Source organism: Pseudoalteromonas distincta (assembly GCF_005877035.1).
Taxonomy (GTDB): domain Bacteria; phylum Pseudomonadota; class Gammaproteobacteria; order Enterobacterales; family Alteromonadaceae; genus Pseudoalteromonas; species Pseudoalteromonas distincta.
In genome coordinates, this window is sequence record NZ_CP040558.1 from 3,560,157 (window position 1) to 3,580,243 (window position 20,087).

Here is a 20,087-nt window from a genome sequence, read left to right on the forward strand (position 1 = left end):
TATTGTACGCAGTAGGTGCAATTTGAATATGATTTATCAGGTAATTTATTGCCCAGCAGTGTAGCTACTTTGCCCTAATGACCGCGCTTTAAAAGCCGCATGAGACGCTTTTTTAGCTAACTGATTAAAATCATCTTCTTGTAGATGTTGAGCAATTCCTAGAGATAAGCCAATACTAGGTAACTTAATCCCTGTTTTTGAACTAACAAAGCGAAGCTTTTCGACTCCATTTCGGACTTTTTCAGCTATAACATTGGCTGTTTCTGGGTCTATATCGGCGAGTAAAACAGTAAATTGATCTTTAGCTGTGCGGCCAGGCAAGCCACTTTGAAAAACATATTTTTGCACTTGTTTAGCTACTTTATTCAAAATAACTTCACCAATTATATCACCGTAATTTTCAGTAAAGTGATCAAGGTTATCTATTTGAATCGCAATGGCGCAAATAGACTTTTTTTGATTAGTCCATACTTGAGTTTGTTGCGTTAAATAATGGCGTTTATAAAGCCCTGTTTGGCTATCAATAATATGTTGTTTACGAAGTTGATTTAGCTGCTTTTTTGTTTTTTCGTGTAGTTGTTTGGCTTTACTTAGTTCTTGCTTAAATTGCTTGTGTTGATTTAGTAATTCGGCGGTTTGATTATGAAGTACTTCAAGCGCTTGACGGCTTTGTTCTATGTTGTTCTCATCTAGTGAATGTACGCATTCGCTCACCTGACCCGCAAAGCGAATTATCTGTTTTTCAGTAGCTTGAGAATTTTGAGAAAGTGAACTTATAACACCATCAACATTTTGAATCATGTTGACTTGCTCTGTGTGACCGGTATTTAAAAATTCAGCATGGAGCTGTTCAATTAAAACACTGTCTATATTATCTTCAACCGCAATAGCGCGGTCTAAGGCTTTGTTCAGCTCAAGGTTAGTTTGGCTAGTATAGGTATAAACAACTTGATAATTGAGCGGCGTAGGAGAAAGTGCATAGCGCTCTAAAAACACACACACTTTAGTCATCTTCTCTTGTGCAATAGCCATGGAATCATGGAACATCATTTTAAATACCAACTAAGTACGCATAAGTGCAAATTTTAAAATATCTCATTCCATGAGGCGGTTATGCGTCCGAGCTTTTTATTATTTTTTTATACAGTAATCATTATCCGCGCTATTTAAAAGCAAAAACGATAGTTAGGGAACTTAAATTTTACTTTAGCAGCCCAATCGCTGTTTTTCTCATCAATTCGGCTGGTTTTTACTTCTGTTAACGTATGTAGCATTATTTCAATATGCTAGTTTGTCTCATTTACTTGCTATTTCTTTAGCCTACGATAGTTTTATGCAATCTATTGCATCATCAAGTTAAATAATAATGAATCTTTTTTTACCAAAAACGCTTCGCCAAACGCTTCTTGGCATAACTGCTTTATGTTCGTTAAGTGCATGTCAAATAACCACACCCAATGCGAATGAGCAGTTTACTCAAGTGGCACAATCTATTGTTCAATATAGAGAAAGTATAAACCCTTATAACAGTTCAAAAGGGGTTGATGGCTATTTACTTGCCAATTTATCGCCAGAATTTCTAGCAGAGCAGTACAAAAGTAATACTCAATTATTAGCAGACTTAGATGCCGTAGATGCAACTAAGCTTAGTGACGAAAATCAAATTAACTTAAGTATTATTCGTGCTCAAGTGCAAAATAGCGTAGACGAATATGTGTTTAATGCGCATTACATGCCGCTTACATCTGAGTATGGTTTTCACTCCGGTCTGTCGTACATCGTTAACAGTTCTCAATATAAAAAAGAGCAAGATTTAGAGACATACCTTGCACGTTTAGCACAAATTCCCCGCTTTTTTGAGCAAAATATATATTGGATGAAAAAAGGGCTCGAAACAGGTCTCACCCAACCAAAAGCAGTTTTAGAAGGATACGAAGACTCCATAAGTACTTATATTGTTGATGATGTAACTCAATCAGAATTTTATAAACCGTTTTTAGCTAACACTGCCAGTTTAAGTGAGAGTGACTTTTATGCACTTCAACAGCGAGCTAAAGTTGTTTTAAAAAATAAAGTAATACCAGCATATAAAAGCTACTTAACGTTTTTTACTGAGCAATACCAACCGGGCGCCCGCACAAGTATTGGTATTTCAGAAACCCCTAATGGCAAAGCTTTTTATAAAAACCGTGCTAAGCATTACACCACTACCGACATGACACCTAAAGAGATCCACGAGCTAGGCTTAAAAGAAGTTGCTCGCATTCGAGGTGAAATGGAAGCTGTAATAAAAGAAGTTGGTTTTAAAGGCTCATTTGCTGAGTTTATTCACTTTTTACGTACTGACCCACAGTTTTACGCAACAACACCTGAGCAACTTTTGAAAGAAGCATCTTACATTGCTAAAAAAATGGATGCACAGCTGCCTAAGTTATTTCATACCTTACCGCGCAAACCTTATGGCGTGGCACCGGTGCCCGCAAGTATTGCCCCTAAATACACAACAGGTCGGTATTCTGGCTCTAATCGAGATGATGAAGCTGGATACTACTGGGTAAATACTTACGCTTTAGATAAGCGCCCTTTGTATGTTTTAGAAGCATTAACGTTGCACGAAGCAGTGCCAGGTCATCATTTACAAATATCACTTAATGCAGAGCTTGAAAATTTGCCGAGCTATCGTCGTGATGCTTATCTTTCGGCATTTGGCGAAGGTTGGGGGCTTTACTCTGAATATTTAGGTTTAGAGGCAGGCTTTTATCAAGACCCATATAGCCGTTTTGGTCGCTTAACTTATGAGATGTGGCGAGCAGCACGTTTGGTTGTTGATACAGGGATGCACATGTATGGCTGGAGCCGCGAGCGAGCTATGAACTTTATGAGCGAGAACACCGCGCTTTCGCTGCATAATGTTAAAACAGAAACTGACCGTTATATATCTTGGCCAGCTCAGGCACTGTCATACAAAATTGGTGAGTTAACTATTAAACGTTTACGTGTTGAAGCAGAGCAAGCGCTTGGACCAAATTTTGATATTCGCGAATTTCATCATCAGGTTCTTCGCCATGGTTCAGTGCCCTTGTCAGTATTAGAAACACAGGTACGTTTATATATAAAAAATGAGTTAACTAAGCTGCAAAATTAGCTTTGTAGGGCTTATAAACCTTGAACAAACAAAGGTGTTGTGTCATTTTGACCGCAACACCTTTTTTATACCACAGACCTAGTAATGTAGTTTATTTTAGCGACTCCAATCGTCAAAATATTCACATACTACGCAATAGGTATTATTTAAAAATATAGCCATCAAGGGGCCTTAGATGAGCAATTTCATTATGTTTAGTATTGACGTATTTGCGAGTATTTTTATTATCGCACTTGGGTTAATTGTGCTTACTGTTATTATTTTTTACTTTCGCGATATAACACAAACAAAACATGCTATTAGGCGTAACTACCCAGTAATTGGCCGCTTTCGATATTTTTTTGAACGCCAAGGTGAATTTTTCAGACAATACTTTTTTGCCCTCGATCGAGAAGAAATGCCATTTAACCGCGCTGAGCGCAGTTGGGTTTACCGCGCAGCAAAAGATGTCGATCGCACCGCTGCATTTGGTTCAACACAAAGCTTAGAAGTGACGGGTACGGTTATGTTTATGAACTGTGCTTTTCCTACTTTAGATGAAGAAGCACTCGACCCGAGTAATGTTACTTTAGGTCCGTATTGTAAAACACCTTACACCACTAATTCGTTATTTAATGTGTCGGGCATGAGCTTTGGTGCGCTTTCAAAGCCTGCTGTGCGCGCTTTATCAAAAGGTGCTAAATTGGCGGGTTGCTGGATGAACACAGGTGAAGGGGGCTTAAGCCCTTACCACCTTGAAGGTGGCGCCGATCTGGTATTTCAAATTGGTACAGCTAAATATGGTGCCCGAGACGAGCATGGAAACTTAAGCACCGAAAAACTTAAAGAAATAGCAGCTCACGAACAAGTCAAAATGTTCGAGCTAAAAATGAGCCAAGGTGCAAAGCCAGGTAAAGGCGGTATGTTACCAGGGCGCAAAGTTAACGCCGAAATAGCTAAAATTAGGGGTATTCCAGAAGGGCAAGATTCGATTAGCCCAAATGGACACCCTGAAATTAAAAACCCAGCTGATATTCTCGATATGATTGCCACTGTACGTAATGCCACAGGAAAACCAACAGGCTTTAAAGCCGTTATTGGTGATTACACCTGGTTAGAAACGTTATTTGCAGAAATAAATCATCGTGGCATTGAGTCGGCACCTGATTTTATAACAATTGATAGTGCTGATGGTGGTACGGGGGCTGCACCGCAGCCGCTTATGGATTCGGTGGGTTTACCTCTTCGCGAAAGCTTGCCACTTGTAGTTAATATGCTTGAAAAGCACGGGCTTAGAGATCGCGTGAAAATTATTGCTTCGGGTAAGTTAATCGTCCCTTCAAAGGTTGCATGGGCATTAGCGCTTGGTGCTGATTTTGTTGTATCGGCTCGTGGTCATATGTTTGCACTGGGTTGTATTCAGGCAATGCAATGTAATAAAGATACCTGTCCAACCGGGATCACTACGCATAACGAGCGTTTGCAACGCGGCTTAAATGTAGCTGATAAAGCGCAACGAGTAGCTAACTATAATAAATACATTCATTACGGAGCCGGTTTAATTGCTCACTCATGCGGTGTAACAAGTGCACGTGAGTTGGCTCGTAAGCATGTACGTATAGTGCAAGAAAGTGGGCTTTCAGAGCCGCTTGATAAAATTTATGAAAACTACAAGTAAGTTTTAACTAACTAGAAGGCGCTTATAGCGCCTTTTTTAATGCTTGTTAGTTTAATTGGCTTATTAATAAACTAAAGAATGCTTCTTTGTTGTTGCATGTTTGTGCATTTAAAATAAGTTGCTCGCCTAGTGCTAATGTTTGTTTTTGCACTGTAAGGCGCGCATTGTCATCACTAATACTATCTATATCGCTTACGTGCGCAAGCCCAATAGTACGCCTAATTAACTCAGCACCACAGTAACCTGCAGCATCTTGCAATACGTTTTTCATAAAGTATTGCGCATAGCCTACTGGCGCTAGTGATTCATCTAATGTTTTAGTGCGTATTAATTCAAGCCATTGCTGCTCAAATAAACTATAGGTGTCTACGATACAGCTAAGTAAATGTGTTTGGTAATTACGACGTGCTACAAAGTCTTCAATATGCCCTGCTTGTGCGCAGTAATTCAATAGTAAATTACCAATAAAAGAGCCAATATCGAACCCAATAGGCCCAAAAAAGCCAAACTCCGGGTCAATCATCTTTGTATGATTACAATCAACAAAAATGCTACCGCTGTGCATATCACCATGAAGTAATGTTTGCGGGTTAGATAAAAAATTAGCTTTTAGTTTTGCTATTTCTAACTTCAATGCGTTGTTTTTTTGTATTGCGTCAACTTCGTTTTGTAGTTGCTTTGGGTAGTTATTGCGTTCGTGCTCAATGTACGGATCGCTAAAAAATAAGTCTTCCGTGATTTGGCAAAGCTCAGGATTAGTAAATTGGCTAACGAGTGCTTTTTTAGTTTGCGCGGTTAAGTAAAAATCTGAATTATAAAAGCCGGTGTGGCTTAAGTAGGTCGCTACGTGCTGTGCCAATTTAGGGAATTGCTCTGCATTATTTTGTGCAGTACGCAATATTTGTAAATTACCTAAATCTTCTAAAATAGTCAGCGCTTGTATTTCACTATAATGTAAAACCTTAGCAGTATAAGTAGGGCAAATAGCACCATGGTTAAGTAAAACTTGTGCTTCTATACGGGCTCTATCAAGTGTTAATGGCCACGACTCACCCACGCAACGCGCGTAAGGCAGAGCTTGCTTTAAAATAACACTATTGTTTTGCTCATCAGTAATTCTAAATACTAAATTAAGATTGCCATCACCAAACTCATATGCCGATAAGGTTTGTCCGGAATCGAAAAAATTACATTGTTTAGATTCAATTAATGTCGATACGTAATCGATAGCGCGCTGTGCATTAAAAGCAACATAGTTAGTCATGGTTTAAATCTCAAAAATCAGCTTCTAAGCATTCTATACCTTTAAATGTTTAGATGTCTACAAGTCTAACTTGAGAGTTATTCAAAGTGGTGTAAAATAACATTACGCATTTTTAATACCTTAAGCATTATGCAAAACTTAATCGCAAGCAGTTTAAAATATGAAAACGGGTCGCTTAGTGTGCTCGACCAATATTTACTACCTCACCAGCAGGTATGGCATCAGTGCCATGATGTAGAAACCATGAAAGAGCTGATCATTAACTTAAAAGTGCGTGGAGCTCCACTTATTGGTTTAGGCGCGAGCTTGTTAGTGGCGTATTTAGCTGAGCAAGGGGTAGTGAAAAGTGAGCTTGAAAAAGCAATCAATGAACTAGAAGCCACTCGTCCAACGGCGGTTAATTTAATGCATTGTATGGCGGCATTGCGAAAAGCTTTAACGCAAAGCGATTATGTTGCCGGTATTGTTAGTACTGCTGAGCGGTTGTTTATTGAAGATATTGAGCTGTGTGAACGAATGGCAAACCGTGGTGCCGAGCTTATAAATAGTGGCGACAACATATTAACTCATTGTAATACAGGGGCGCTTGCAACCGCTGGTATTGGTACTGCACTGGGTGTTATTTACAAAGCGCAGCAAAAACATGGCAACGTACATGTGTGGGTTGATGAAACACGACCATTATTACAAGGCGGCCGCTTAACGGCCTTTGAGCTTGAGCGCTGGGAAATACCGTACACATTAATTTGCGATAATATGGCGGCAAGTTTAATGGCTGCAGGTAAGGTGGATAAAATAGTAGTAGGGGCTGATCGTATTGCCGCCAATGGTGATTTTGCTAATAAAGTAGGCACCTATAATTTAGCCGTACTTGCGTATTTTCATAACATTCCATTTTATGTAGTTGCGCCTATTACCACGCTTGATACCAACACCGCGTGTGGTGGTGATATAGAAATAGAGCAACGTAATCCTCAAGAAGTGCGCGGAGTTAGCGGTAGCTTTGGTGAGGCTTTATGGGCGCCCACTAATGCTAATGTATATAACCCTGCATTTGATATAACGCCGGCAAAGCTGGTTACAGGGTGGGTGTTAGATACTGGTGTGTATAACCAGCAACAAGTATTAATGGGTAAACTTAAAGAGCTAACTCAATAATATGCGACTGAATTCTGAAAGAAACTCAGAGGTACTATTTAGGTAGTTGGGGTAGGCTTTTTCTATAGATTTCAAGTCGCTCCCTGCTACCAGAAGCACGTTATTGTGAGTTTGTTTTTCTTGTTCGGCGTAATGTGTTAGAGCTTCTTGCTTTTTATTCTCTGCATATAAAAAGACTCGACCCATTTGTGTTTCTGTGTTGTGAACGAGTAAAGCAAAGCCTGTATCTTTCGATTTATTTTTAATTTCGTCAACTTGGAATGCGCGATTAAATGCATCAAGCTTATGAAATGCGGCTAGCTTTTTATTTAGTGCCGAAAGCTCATCAACAAAGGCCTGCGATTGTTGTGAACTTAATTGATTTGAACCATCTTTGACTGCAAGAAACTCACCCATGATAAAAAATAATCGCTTCCAATCTGTGTCGGCTGCTTGGGGATTAGTTTTTAGTGTTTCTTTTTCAATAATATCTACAATTTCAACAGTAGTAGCCCAAAGGTGCTGAAGCCTAGTGCGTAACTGAACTTCAATTTGAAAGCCTTTATAATCGTGAGATTTTAAATTGTTATAACTTTTATAAACACGATGAATACCTCTATAGCCTGTCGCTTTTGGGTTTTCAATATAATCATATGATTTAACGCTATGAACTGCTCTACTCGAATCTAAACTGGCGTTGAGTTGATATAGATGCTCTAGATTATCTAAGATTACTCGGCAGCCACCTATGTCGTGCATTCGCTTCAGATTTATTGCGTTTTCACTTTTACCATCCAACGAGGCTCTTTGTAACTTATCTATAATAGTTGGCAAGCGTTTTAAGCGTCTAACTATGGTCGCCGATTCTAGCAAATGAAGCTTTTTTACATGTTTCCATACAAGATTTTTAATAATAGTCAGCGGATATAAATGTGCTGCACGATAGTTCTGTACAACCTCTATTGCAAAGTCAAAATCACCTTCATTTTTACGAAAAATACGACCAGCCTTTTCAACTTGCTTACGTGAGTAGGCTAGTTGTTGTTTAGACTTTTGATATTGTTCGTTCACCATTAGAAAGTTACTCTTTATCAGCTGCATTACTAAAATAATATTACAGAGTTAAGTGATTGAAGTCATCCTGCAAATAGCATAAATACGCTTATAGAAAATATAGTGTAGGCATGCGTGCACTGAGCTTTATTAATCGAGCAAGGGAAATTGCTCTGCAATAGACGAGTCAGTGCTTTTTGCCACCCAGCCCTCTGTATTGTTAAATAAGCGAATGGCAGTAAACTCAGGGTCGCTTCCCATATCAAACCAATGCGGGGTAAGTTCAGGCACTGAAATTAAATCGCCTTGTTGGCAAAGCACCTGATAAACCTTATTGCCTAAATGTAGGCAAAATAGCCCTTGGCCTTTTACAAAAAAACGCACTTCGTCTTCACTATGGGTATGTTCAAATAAAAACTTTTTGCGCAGCTCTGATGCGCCAAGATTACCTTTAGCTAGAGATATAACGTCTACTGTTTGATAGCCATTTTCGGTTTTTAACCGATCTATATCGTTTTTGTACGCACTAATAATTTGCTCATGGGTGGTGTGCTCATTAATATCTGCATTTGCTTGCCACTGTTCAAAACGTACGTTTACTTTAGCTAGTTGCTTTGCAATATCATCAGCATTTGATGTGCTTACAAGTGCTTTGCTTGCATCGTTGTCAGCATATACTGTTAATTGGCTCATACTAATTGCTCCAATTTAAATTGGCTAAAGTCATTAATATAAGGGTGAGCTTTAGTGCTTGCTTGCCCATCACGAATTAAATGTAGTGTTTTTAAGCCTGCAGCTTGCGCGGCATCAAGCTCGCCGGCTACATCACTTAAAAAGAGTATTTCTGCTGCTTTAAACGGTAACAGCTCCACAATGGTGTTATAGGCCATTTGCTCTTGTTTTGCGCCAACTTTGGTGTCAAAAAAGTCAGTAAACAAGCTGCGAATGTCACCATAATCACTGTATTTAAAAAGTAGCTGCTGCGCTTTTACTGACCCTGACGAGTACACATATAAAGCTATATCGTTGTTGTACTGAGCTTGTAAAAAATCAAATGCATCTGGGTATAAATGACCTTTAAAATCACCGTGTTCATACCCTGTTTGCCAAATTAAGCCTTGTAATTGCTTAAGTGGAGTGATTTTTTTATCTTCATCAATCCAGGTAAGTAAAGTGCTAATGACTTCTTCAATATCGGCGTTTGGCTTTTCGATAAGCGCTTTTACGGCACTAATTTGCTCAGCTACATCTGGCTTATTAGCATTGGCACGTACAAAGGTAGGTAACTGTTTTGCTGCGTAAGGAAACAACACCTCTTTAACAAACGAGATACGGGTTATTGTGCCTTCGATGTCGGTTAAAATGGCTTTAATCATTTAGTTACTCCCGCTTGAATACCTATTATTTTTAGGCGTTCTAGTTCGCAGCTAAATAAAAACTCTAAGGCTTCTAGGTGGCGACGAACTTCATCAATATTACGTCCTACTGCATATAAACCATGGCCACGTATCAGTACGCCATGCTCTATCGGCGTATGTAAATGATGGTCACTAACCAGTAGGCTTAATCGGTCAATATCTTGATCGTTATCGAAAATAGGAATGCTCAGCGTTTCTAAATGCGAAGTAAAGCCGCTCAGTGCTTTTTGCATTTCATACCCTGTTAAATCAAACTGATGCCCTTGGGTAATTTGCGACAGTACGGTAGCGGCTACAGAGTGAGTATGCAAAACACACTGCGCATCAGGTATAAGCTGATACAAACTTAGGTGTAATTGTGTTTCTGCCGATGGTTTTACAGCTCCTGCTAGGCGCTCGCCTTGGTGATCTAATTGCAAAAAATGCTCTTGCGTCAGTGAGCCTTTATCGTGCCCACTTGCTGTAACAACAAAGCCAGTGCTAGTACGAGCTGAAAAGTTTCCGCCTGTTGCGGGTACCCAGCCTTTTTGGCTAACCCATTTTCCGGCTTCAATAAGTTGTGAAATAGCGGTATTGTTTTGCATACATTCCTCACTAATGAGCGTAAAGTTAATTGTTTTTAGACGGCTATACTTCTGTTTTAAGCAATGATAGCATCGCTTTAAGCGCAAAACCATCATTAAGGGCATCACGTGTTTGAAAGTAAATTACCAAATTTAGGCGTTAGTATATTTAGCCAAATGAGCGGGTTGGCTAATGAGTTTTCGGCAATTAATCTCTCTCAAGGCTTTCCTGAGTTTGATGCTCCTGATCTTTTAAAAACGCAGTTAAATTATTATGTGCAGCAGGGCGTTAATCAATATTCACCTTCAAGTGGTGTACCACGATTACAGCAACAAATTGCTGATTTAGCAAAGCGCAAATATGCAGCTGATATAAACGCAGCTGATCAAGTGACTGTTACCTCAGGTGCAACAGAGGCATTGTTTGTGGCTATTCAAACAATTGTGCGCCCCAGTGATGAAGTGATTGTATTTGACCCTGCATATGACTCTTACCAACCGGCAATTGAACTCGCTGGCGGAAAGTCGGTACACATTGTTTTAAGTGCGCCAAATTACACTATTGATTGGCAAGTAGTAAGCCAAGCAATTACTAAAAATACCCGTGCAATTATTATAAATACGCCTCATAACCCAAGCGGTAAAATATTACAGCCACAAGATATAAAAGCGCTTAAAGAGTTAGTTGGTACTCACAATTTATATGTAATAAGCGATGAGGTATATGAGCACATTACATTTGATGAACAACCGCATTTAAGTGTATTACGCGATGATGAATTATTTACCAAAAGCTTTGTTGTATCGAGTTTTGGTAAAACGTTTCACAGCACGGGCTGGAAAATGGGTTACTGTATTGCACCTGCCGATTTAGCTGTCGAATTTAGAAAAATTCATCAGTACGTTACGTTTTCTAGTTTTACCCCCGCACAGCATGCGCTTGCCGATATGCTCGAGCAGCAAGGCGAGCATATAGATGAGCTAAGCGGGTTTTATCAGCAAAAACGCGACTTATTAGCGAGCCATTTAAGTAATAGTCGTTTTAAAATTTTACCTAGCCAAGGCACTTACTTTTTATTATTAGATTACAGTGATGTATCGGATTTAAACGATGTTGAATTTTGCCATTGGTTAGTTGAGCAAGCCGGTGTTGCGGCTATTCCGTTAAGTGTTTTTTATCAAAATCCACCAACCGACAAAGTAATTCGTTTATGCTTTGCTAAAAACGACAACACTCTCATAGAGGCTGCGCAAATATTATGTCAACTTTAACCATTACAGCATTGCAAAGCTCGCTTTATTGGCTTGATAAAGATGCTAATTTAGCCATGTTTAATAAGCAGCTTGAAGCAATTACGCATCAGCCCGATCTTATTTTACTGCCCGAAACATTCTCGACTGGCTTTGCTATCAATTTAGATTGTGCAGAGCCTGAAAACGGTAAAGTACTGACGTGGTTAAAGGCGCAGGCTCATAAACATAATGCGGTTATTGCCGGTTCGGTACTTGTTGCACAAGGCGATAAAAAAGCGAATCGGTTTTATTGGGTAAAACCCGATGGTGAGGTGAGTTATTACGATAAGCGCCATTTATTTCGCTTAGGCAGCGAGGGCGATTATGTTGTAGCAGGGCAAGCGCGCAAAGTTTTTGAAATCAATGGTTTTAAACTATTACCGCAAGTATGCTATGACCTGCGCTTTCCGGTATTTCAACGTAATAATAACGACTACGATGTAATGATAAACGTAGCAAATTGGCCTGCTGTACGCCGCCATATTTGGGATACGTTACTTATGGCGCGTGCAATGGAAAACCTATGTTACGTAGTAGGTGTTAATCGCGTGGGGGAAGACGGTAATGGTGTGGCGCACAATGGCGGTACAGCGGTATACGACTTCAAAGGCGATGCATTAACTAAAGCGCAAGATGACGCAGAGCAACTAGTTACTATAACACTTGAAAAAGCGCCTCTGGATGAGTTTAAAGCAGCGTTTCCTGCCTATTTAGATGCAGACTCTTTTACATTAATATAAACACGTTAATTTAGCGCAGAGCCAATAAAGTGTTAAAATAGTCGCTGATATTTTTGTTGGCGGCTAATGTACATTATGAACACTTTAATCACTCCTGTAATTTTAGCTGGTGGCATAGGCTCTCGCTTGTGGCCGCTTTCTCGCCAAGCGATGCCTAAACAATTTTTACCACTATTAAATAAAAACACGTCATTGCTACAAAGTACGTTGGCGCGTGTTTCTAATAAGTTGTTCGATAATGCTATTTTAGTGTGTAACGAACAGCACCGATTTATTGCCGCCGAGCAAGCTGAAAGCTCAATTCCTACTGCATTATTACTCGAACCCAAAGGTAAAAACACCGCGCCTGCTATCGCATTAGCCGCCCATTATGCACTACAAAATGGGATCACTGGTCCGCTATTAGTGATGCCTGCCGATCATCATATTGAAAACTTTGATGTATTAACAGCTAAGCTCTCAGAAGCTGTAAAACTTGCTGAGCAAGGTAAGTTAGTGACGTTTTCGATTACTCCTACAGAGCCGCATACCGGTTATGGTTATATAAAACAAGGCGCGGCTATTGCCGGTACGGGTTGTTACGATGTTGCTCAATTTAAAGAAAAGCCTGACTTAGATACAGCGAACCGTTATTTAGCTCAAGGTGGTTATAGCTGGAATAGCGGCATGTTTTTATTTACCCCAGCGACCTATTTAAAAGAGCTCGAGCGGTTTGCGCCAAAAATAGCAACGAGTGTCGCTGCAGCAGCACAATTTACTAAAGATTTAGGGTTTACCCGCCCAAGCAACAGTGCGCTTGAACACTGCCCAAGCGATTCAATTGATTACGCCATTTTAGAGCGCAGTAATAACGTAGTTGTTATGCCTGTTGATTTAAAATGGAGTGATGTAGGTAGTTTTTCATCCCTTGATGCGCTTACAAAAAAAGATGAAAACGGTAATAGTTTAAATGCTAATTATATGGCTCAAAAAAGCACTAATAATTTAGTTATTAACGAAGCTGAACACACTATTGCCACGCTTGGAGTTAGCAATTTAGCAATTATTCATACTCATGATGCCACGTTAATTGCAAACCAAAATGAGCTAGATTCTCTGCCTTTGTTGCTTAAGCAAATTACTACAACACAGGCTGATAAACTTAAGCATCATCAAGTGGTTTTTCGCCCGTGGGGGAATTACCGTACTTTGGTTGAAGGCACTGGCTTTAAAGTTAAAAAAATTACTGTTAACAGCGGTGCTAAGCTTTCGACGCAGCGCCATCAGCATCGCGCTGAGCATTGGGTTGTGGTTTCGGGTATTGCAGATGTGTGTATTAATGAGCAAGTGTATACGCTAACGCACGACCAATCGTGTTATATCGCGGCTAAGCAAATTCATAGTTTGGCTAATAATCAAAAAGAGCCGTTAATTGTCATTGAAGTGCAAACCGGTACTGTACTTGATGAAAGCGATATAGAGCGATTTGATGATAAATATGGAAGAGGCTAATCATTAGCTTTTTTAAAGCTAATTCACTATTACTCTAACTGCCCACGCACAAACTTTAAATATTGCTCTAAGCTGCGTTGCCACAGATCTAACGCTTCATCAAGCATATCGTTATGTGGCTTTTTATCAAGTAAACGACGCTCTATTTTTTTAAGCTCAATACCATAGCGGTTAAACCCTAATTGCAGAGCCGTACTTGCTTGGCGATGTAAAAGTTTAATGCATTGCTCTGGTTGTTGGTCAATAAGCTTTTGACAGCGAATTAGCTTGTTGCGCGCCGAGAGCACAAACTCATTATAAATCGACGATACTTCATCTTCACTAAATGAGCTGGTGAGTGTTTCGGCCGCTGTTTTGTCATACAAGGTATCAATAAGCTCTACTGCAATGCTCGCAGTTTGATTAGATTGAGAGTCGCTAAGTGCTTGGCGAAGCTTTTCATGCTTAATAGGCTTGCCTACAATGTCTTTTATTCCTAATTCTAAATACTCTTTTACCTCGTCAGGACTAAGGCTTGCAGTAAACGCGAGTACTGGCGTTCGTTGATTTTTATGATCAATGCGTTTTAGACGTTTAAGTACTTCTTGGCCTGTTAAATCAGGTAGGTTCATATCAAGCAAAACAACATCGAAGTGGTGGGCTTGCATGAGCTCTATGGCGCTTTTTCCATCTTTTGCGAGCTTAATTTTGTGTTCATCGTCGGCCATAAATTCTATAGCAATTTTTTGATTTAAATCTAAATCTTCAACCAGTAGTACATCAAGACCTGTTAAGTAATCTTTAGTTTGATGGCGCTGCTCTACAAGGCTTAATTCACCTAAAGTAAAAGTAACGGTAAAGCTAAATACACTACCAGTACCAAGCTGGCTGGCTATTTCGAGTCGGCTACTGAGTTTTTCAAGCAGGCGACTGGTAATAGCTAAACCAAGGCCGGTTCCGCCTTTTTCTTTGCCTGCGCTACTTTGTACATAAGGTTCTGTTAAGTAGGCTATCTCATCATTTTCAATACCTGGCCCTGAATCTTTTACACTAATTTTTATCGTGTGCTCAAGTTGTTTTTCTAATACTAAATCAACCTGAATTTTAACGGTTCCGTGATCTGTAAATTTAATAGCGTTACCGACTAAATTAATAATTATTTGTCTAAGTTTTTGTTGGTCGCAGTAATAACAGGCTTGCTCAGGGATATTATAGATAAGCTCAAATTTTAGCTGCTTTTGCTCGGCCATAGGGCTTAGTAATAAACATAAATTATTAAGCCATGTTTTAAACTCTACATCTTCTTCGTAAAGCGCTTCGTCACTTTGATCTAGGCTCGCGTAATCAAGGACCTTATCTACCAATAAATTAAGTGATTCGGCAGAATTTATAATCGCCTCGCAATAGGCTTTATTGCGGGGATCACTTGTTTGGTTCATAACAAGTTGGGCGCTGCCTAAAATACCGTTTAGTGGGGTGCGAATTTCGTGGCTTATTGTTGATAAAAAGAGCCCGCGTATTTCTAAGTCTTTTTGTGCTTTATCGGCGAGTTTATTGAGGTGCTGCTCTCTGCGCTCATTACATAATAACGCCATACCTGCAGCATAAAACATGGGTGCAATTACGCCATTTAAAAATAATAAAGAGCTAAACCAGCCGTTTACTAAAAGATTTTTTTGTTCAATGTTATCCATAAATAACGAGCGGCCAATAAAGCTCAAAGCAACAAGCGTTAAAATGGTTATGTATACAATGCTGCCATTAGGGTAGGGTTTGCGCGCGTACTTAATAAATATAAAGAGTAAAAAGCCGGCTTCTGCTATGTGCTGTATATCGGATGCAATCACTCTTTCGTGTAAAGATGGGTCAAAAAAGGTGTAATAGCCAAGCATTACAGTGCAAAAAGCGGTCACTGAGCAAAGTAATTTAAAACCAATACCGTGATAATTTAAAAACTGACTGAGCGATAAACAATGCACTATTGATGCGGCAAACATCATGCTACTAGCAGCGCTAATAATCACTAAATTATGTGTATCACCAACAAGAGTAAAACCAATAACAGAGCCTAATAGCAATATGGGATAGAAAATGTATAGCAGCGTGCCCGATATTTGTTTGTTTGTTCGCCATGTTAAAAAGTTAAGTAAGGTCATTACAACCATGATGGCGATGCTGGCAAAATAAAGAGTGAAAGAGTCGAGCATTAATATTCCAGCAAAGTAGTTTTAAACTAAGATTATCAAAAGTATACACTTATACCAATTATCAAAACAGATCACTTAGGCAAGCAAATTGGTATTAAATCAGTGTGTAACACATACAAAAACAGACACCTAAGTGTCTGTTTTTAATTTTAAACTAAATATATGATTAACGAATTTCATCAGGGATATTTTGTTGTGCCCAAGATAGGAGCTCAATACGGTTACGACATTTAGTTTTTCTAAATGCGCTATATAAATGTGTTTTAACTGTGTGTGGACTGATACTTAAATCTTCTGCGATTTCTTTATTCTTCGAACCTTTACTCATTAGTGAGATTATTGCTTTTTCTCGCTTAGTAAGTTTAACAGGCTCAATATCGCCTTCGGTTAGTTTATGCAGCGCATCTTTATTAAATTGCAGCATACGATTTAATGCATTACACATAATATCGCGACGGTACCAAAGCTGATCTTCAAGTAGTAAGCGAATACCTTTCATCAATACATCGGCGTTATCTGTTGTGTAAAATACGCCACGAATACCGCTCAACAATGCACGATTAGCAAGCTCAGGGTTTTCGTCTAGATTAAATAATATGATATCGCATTTAATACGTAGGTTTACTAGTTGTTCTTTTAGTTTTCCCCATGCATCCTTGCTAGATGTTTCGATAAACAAAAGTCGAGTCCCTTCAGGTATATCTAAAATATTAGTACCCGTGGTTACGTCAAGGCCTTGCGTTTTTAACAAAGGTTCTAAAACGTTAATACCAATAGTGTTAATTGGCTCTTGATCTAATAACAAAAAGGCTGAACTGCTCATGTTTTTATACTCTTTTATAAAGCTGACTGTTTAAGTTTATCACGACTTCCGCACCTTTTGTATTAGAAAGTCGCTGAAGCACTCAATAACAAATACGATTTTACGATTATTTAAACATAAAATGTTGCAAATAAGTAACTATTTATTCTTTATAACCATGAAAAATCATAACATTTGTAACTAATTGGTTGAGCAGAATAGTTAGATAAAAATTTTTAATTAATTTACTTTTTTTACATTTTGGTAAGGTGGCCATCCCATTTCTTTACCGCCAAGCATATGTAAATGTATGTGATAAACGGTTTGTCCACCATGTTCGTTACAGTTCATGACCACGCGGTATCCGTCCTCAGCAAAATTGTGTTGCTTAGCTAATTTTGCCGCAACAACGTATAAATTGCCTACTAAATGTGAGTTTTCAGGATTTATATCATTTATAGTGGCAATTGCTTTTTTGGGGATAATTAACACATGAAATGGCGCTTGTGGATTTATATCTTTAAATGCGAGGGTGTCTTCATCTTCGTAGACAATGTCAGCCGGAATTTCACGATTAATTATTTTGGTAAAAATAGTTTCTTGGCTCATAGTGTGTTCCTAATTAAGTGTTATGAATTTTAAGCTCACTAATGACAAACTTTCAAAGCAGTGTCAAACTGAAATCAAATAAAGGAGTTAATATGCTTAAACCAATTTTAATAAGTAGTGCAGTTGCATTACTACTTAGTTTTTCGGCTAATGCTGAAAACATTCACTTTCCAGAAGAAATTGTACCACTACAAGTGGGCGATAAAATGTTAGAAAGCTCTTTGTTTAGCCGTATTGATGATGTAGAGCTTGCGCCAGGAACTTACCAGCTTAGGCTAAAATATACCGATTTATATGAAGATGATTATGACACGCATGAAGTTGTGGAGTCGGAACCATTTTGGGTAAGTGTAACTGTTGAAGCAGGTAAAGATTATACCTTAGTGTTTAATCGTGCTGAAAATGCAGTATCTGCAAAAGTATTTGCAGAAGCACCACAAGTTAGTTTAAAAGCAAAAAGTAGCGCTGTTGCTAAGCCTTTAAGTGTTATTTCTAACACGCAGCTAGCAAGCAATAAACCAGTAATGCAAAATACAATGCCTGCAGGACCTTCACGTCCTAGTCAGCCAATAAAGCCGATAGCACCCATTACAGGTAAAGGCATGCCAAGTGCGCCGCAAATGCTTGATTTTTGGTGGCAACAAGCCACAACTGCAGAGCGTAAGGCTTTTTTAGAAAAAGTGACAAAGTAGAAAAATAGCAAAACAAAAGGGCCAAATTTGGCCCTTTTTAGTTTCTAGTTAACGCTATTTATTCAAATAATGCGTCAATAGTACCTTGTGCAAGTGGGTGATACCCAGGGCGTGCTTTTAAGTACACGCTTTGTGCCCACTCTTTTTTACCGTTAGTGATAAGGGATTTATATAACGGTACAATTAACTTACGACGGCCAATGCCTGATAAGTGCTTATCAAGTGCAGGGTAAATTGGTTGATAACCATTTCCTACTGCTAGCATAAACCAAGCAAATGCACGTTCAGCATTAGTTGACTGTGTTAGGTTAAATTCTGAGTCAAGCTCTACCATGTGCTCTTGGCTTAAATCACGTGGTAAGTTATTTAAAAAGTGTAGCCACTCATGCACAGACCAATCAGCTGTTGGCAGTTGAGCTGCAGTTGTGTCGCCTTTTAACCATGCTGCTGTTGCAGTATCTACTTTATCAAATGCATCAGAAGTAGGGTTTGGCGCATCACTTGGTAATCCAGGTTCAAAAATCCATTCGTTTACTTTATCCATGCTTACAACACCAGGATACTTTCCAATTAAGTTAGCTTTTAAGTAAGTAACAAATTGCGCGGTAGTAAGTGATTTAAACGAAAACTCTTTAAAGTACGCTTTTACAAACGGGTCAAACTTATCGCGACCATATTTGTTTTCTAGGTAAATTAAAAATAATTGACCTTTAGTGTAAGGCACTGAGCTAAATGCATCGTCTGGGTCGCGGCCGTTAAGTTTTAAATTAAGGCGTGTATCTGGTGCATCAATTGTTTTAAGTTGTGCGCGTAAAGACGCTGAATCAAGTGCTTGTTCCATAACCGCACGGTCACGGCCAAATACTTCTTCCATAATGCGGTTTTCAACGTACGAGGTAAAACCTTCGTTTAACCATAAATCTTCCCACGTTGCGTTAGTTACTAAGTTACCTGACCAAGAATGAGCAAGCTCATGAGCAATAAGGTTAACTAAGCTTTTATCACCGGCAACAACCGTTGGAGTAATAAATGATAAGCGTGGGTTTTCCATGCCACCAAACGGAAAACTTGGTGGTAGCATTAATAAGTCGTAGCGACCCCATGCATATTCGCCGTACATCGCGTTTGTTTTATCGATCATGGCTTGGGTGTCGTCAAATTCAGCAACTGAGGCATCTAAAATTGTCGGCTCAGCAAATATGCCTGTTTGATGCGACATTGCTTTAAATTCTAAGTTACCTGCGCCAATAGCAATTAGGTAAGGTGAAATTGCTTGTGGCATATCAAAAATGTAGTCGCCATCTTTATAAAGCGCATCTTTGTTATCTGCACTCATTACAGCACGTATATCTTTTGGTGTATGAATTCGTGCAGAGTAAGTTACACGCATTGCGGGTGTATCTTGCACTGGGATCCAACTACGTGCATGAATTGCTTGCGATTGGCTGTACATAAATGGATGCGTTTTACTTGCCGTTTGCTCTGGTGTTAACCATTGAAGGCCTGAAGCTTCTGGACGACTGTTGTAATAAATACGAACTACTTCAGCTTGGTTTTTAAACACAATAGTAAGCTTTGAACCTTTAACGTCATCTCGCTTAGCTAAATCAAAAGTCGCTTTTTTCCAGTTACCGCTTTGATCTTTGTACATTACTTTATCAATGTCTAAGTCGCGGGTATCAAGTACGAGAGTTCTACTTTTGCTGTTGTTCCACTGAAGAGTATGCTCTACAAAACCTTCTAACTGCTTGTCGGCAAAATCGACATCTAAATCAAGGTTTAAGTGAGTAGTAACAACATCATCAAGGTTAGCATACGAGTTTTGGTCAATCGCATTAGCCATTGCTTGCGAACACATACCCGCCATAGCGAGGCTTAAAAAAAGAGGTTTAATTTTCATCATTACTCTGAACACAAATAAAAAAGTGCTGGTTTTATATCACGATTGACACGGCGGGTTGAGTGATTTTTACAATCTAGTGCCACATTTGCGACGATGAGGTAAACTATTGCGATTAGTTACCGGTATTTTTAGAG

Annotated in this window: 17 protein-coding genes; 7 read left to right on the forward strand and 10 right to left on the reverse strand. The window is 39.1% G+C overall.

Translation table 11 applies throughout. The features are described 5' to 3' along the window. Positions 1 to 45: 45 nt before the first annotated feature. Complete coding sequence (locus FFU37_RS15985; RefSeq protein ID WP_004334947.1) at positions 46 to 1,032, reverse strand: GGDEF domain-containing protein; 987 nt, start codon at positions 1,030 to 1,032, stop codon at positions 46 to 48. Positions 1,033 to 1,366: 334 nt separating this feature from the next. Here FFU37_RS15985 and FFU37_RS15990 point away from each other — a divergent pair, with 334 nt between their 5' ends. Further along, positions 1,367 to 3,145 (forward strand): DUF885 domain-containing protein, encoded by a 1,779-nt coding sequence (locus tag FFU37_RS15990; RefSeq protein ID WP_138489911.1) that lies wholly within the window; start codon positions 1,367 to 1,369, stop codon positions 3,143 to 3,145. A gap of 175 nt (positions 3,146 to 3,320) precedes the next feature. After that, positions 3,321 to 4,802 carry an FMN-binding glutamate synthase family protein gene (locus tag FFU37_RS15995; protein ID WP_138489912.1) on the forward strand — a complete coding sequence of 494 codons (1,482 nt, stop codon included), beginning with the start codon at positions 3,321 to 3,323 and terminating at the stop codon, positions 4,800 to 4,802. 46 nt (positions 4,803 to 4,848) lie between these two features. Here the strand turns inward: FFU37_RS15995 and mtnK are convergent, their stop codons facing one another. After that, entirely contained in the window at positions 4,849 to 6,066 is a 1,218-nt protein-coding gene (gene mtnK, locus FFU37_RS16000; RefSeq protein ID WP_138489913.1) for an S-methyl-5-thioribose kinase, read from the reverse strand. 129 nt (positions 6,067 to 6,195) lie between these two features. Between mtnK and mtnA the strand changes: the two genes are divergently transcribed. After that, a complete protein-coding gene (gene mtnA / locus FFU37_RS16005) occupies positions 6,196 to 7,224 on the forward strand; it encodes an S-methyl-5-thioribose-1-phosphate isomerase (protein WP_138489914.1) in 1,029 nt (342 codons plus the stop codon). Here mtnA and FFU37_RS16010 read toward each other — a convergent pair. The 4 genes from FFU37_RS16010 to FFU37_RS16025 all read right to left on the reverse strand — a co-directional run bounded on the left by FFU37_RS16010 (position 7,213) and on the right by FFU37_RS16025 (position 10,258). Further along, positions 7,213 to 8,277, reverse strand: a complete 1,065-nt coding sequence (locus FFU37_RS16010) for a RelA/SpoT domain-containing protein (RefSeq protein WP_004334940.1) — start codon at positions 8,275 to 8,277, stop codon at positions 7,213 to 7,215. The two genes, mtnA and FFU37_RS16010, sit on opposite strands and share 12 nt — an antisense overlap. Positions 8,278 to 8,406: 129 nt before the next feature. Beyond that, positions 8,407 to 8,949, reverse strand: a complete 543-nt coding sequence (locus tag FFU37_RS16015) for a 1,2-dihydroxy-3-keto-5-methylthiopentene dioxygenase (RefSeq protein WP_138489915.1) — start codon at positions 8,947 to 8,949, stop codon at positions 8,407 to 8,409. Then, a complete protein-coding gene (mtnC, locus tag FFU37_RS16020; RefSeq protein ID WP_004334938.1) occupies positions 8,946 to 9,632 on the reverse strand; it encodes an acireductone synthase in 687 nt (228 codons plus the stop codon). The genes FFU37_RS16015 and mtnC overlap by 4 nt, the downstream gene beginning before the upstream one ends. Then, a complete protein-coding gene (locus FFU37_RS16025; protein ID WP_138489916.1) occupies positions 9,629 to 10,258 on the reverse strand; it encodes a methylthioribulose 1-phosphate dehydratase in 630 nt (209 codons plus the stop codon). The genes mtnC and FFU37_RS16025 overlap by 4 nt, the downstream gene beginning before the upstream one ends. Positions 10,259 to 10,366: 108 nt before the next feature. Between FFU37_RS16025 and FFU37_RS16030 the strand changes: the two genes are divergently transcribed. The 3 genes from FFU37_RS16030 to FFU37_RS16040 all read left to right on the forward strand — a co-directional run bounded on the left by FFU37_RS16030 (position 10,367) and on the right by FFU37_RS16040 (position 13,761). Then, the gene (locus tag FFU37_RS16030) at positions 10,367 to 11,509 is read left to right on the forward strand and encodes a methionine aminotransferase (protein ID WP_138489917.1); all 1,143 of its coding nucleotides are present in this window, start codon (positions 10,367 to 10,369) and stop codon (positions 11,507 to 11,509) included. Next, on the forward strand, positions 11,497 to 12,270 hold the full coding sequence (locus FFU37_RS16035; protein ID WP_024606305.1) for an amidohydrolase: 774 nt from the start codon (positions 11,497 to 11,499) through the stop codon (positions 12,268 to 12,270). The genes FFU37_RS16030 and FFU37_RS16035 overlap by 13 nt, the downstream gene beginning before the upstream one ends. A gap of 75 nt (positions 12,271 to 12,345) precedes the next feature. Continuing rightward, on the forward strand, positions 12,346 to 13,761 hold the full coding sequence (locus FFU37_RS16040; RefSeq protein WP_138489918.1) for a mannose-1-phosphate guanylyltransferase/mannose-6-phosphate isomerase: 1,416 nt from the start codon (positions 12,346 to 12,348) through the stop codon (positions 13,759 to 13,761). Positions 13,762 to 13,790: 29 nt separating this feature from the next. Here the strand turns inward: FFU37_RS16040 and FFU37_RS16045 are convergent, their stop codons facing one another. From FFU37_RS16045 to FFU37_RS16055, 3 genes are all read right to left on the reverse strand, one after another. Further along, positions 13,791 to 15,947 (reverse strand): response regulator, encoded by a 2,157-nt coding sequence (locus FFU37_RS16045; RefSeq protein ID WP_138489919.1) that lies wholly within the window; start codon positions 15,945 to 15,947, stop codon positions 13,791 to 13,793. 166 nt (positions 15,948 to 16,113) lie between these two features. Further along, a complete protein-coding gene (locus FFU37_RS16050) occupies positions 16,114 to 16,770 on the reverse strand; it encodes a helix-turn-helix transcriptional regulator (RefSeq protein WP_004334929.1) in 657 nt (218 codons plus the stop codon). Between the two features lie 219 nt (positions 16,771 to 16,989). Next, positions 16,990 to 17,358 carry a histidine triad nucleotide-binding protein gene (locus FFU37_RS16055; RefSeq protein WP_004334923.1) on the reverse strand — a complete coding sequence of 123 codons (369 nt, stop codon included), beginning with the start codon at positions 17,356 to 17,358 and terminating at the stop codon, positions 16,990 to 16,992. 92 nt (positions 17,359 to 17,450) lie between these two features. Between FFU37_RS16055 and FFU37_RS16060 the strand changes: the two genes are divergently transcribed. Further along, positions 17,451 to 18,050 (forward strand): DUF2057 domain-containing protein, encoded by a 600-nt coding sequence (locus FFU37_RS16060; protein WP_004334921.1) that lies wholly within the window; start codon positions 17,451 to 17,453, stop codon positions 18,048 to 18,050. Between the two features lie 58 nt (positions 18,051 to 18,108). On the opposite strand, the gene FFU37_RS16065 is transcribed toward FFU37_RS16060, so the two are convergent. Continuing rightward, the gene (locus tag FFU37_RS16065) at positions 18,109 to 19,950 is read right to left on the reverse strand and encodes a M1 family metallopeptidase (protein WP_138490048.1); all 1,842 of its coding nucleotides are present in this window, start codon (positions 19,948 to 19,950) and stop codon (positions 18,109 to 18,111) included. Between the last annotated feature and the right edge of the window lie 137 nt (positions 19,951 to 20,087).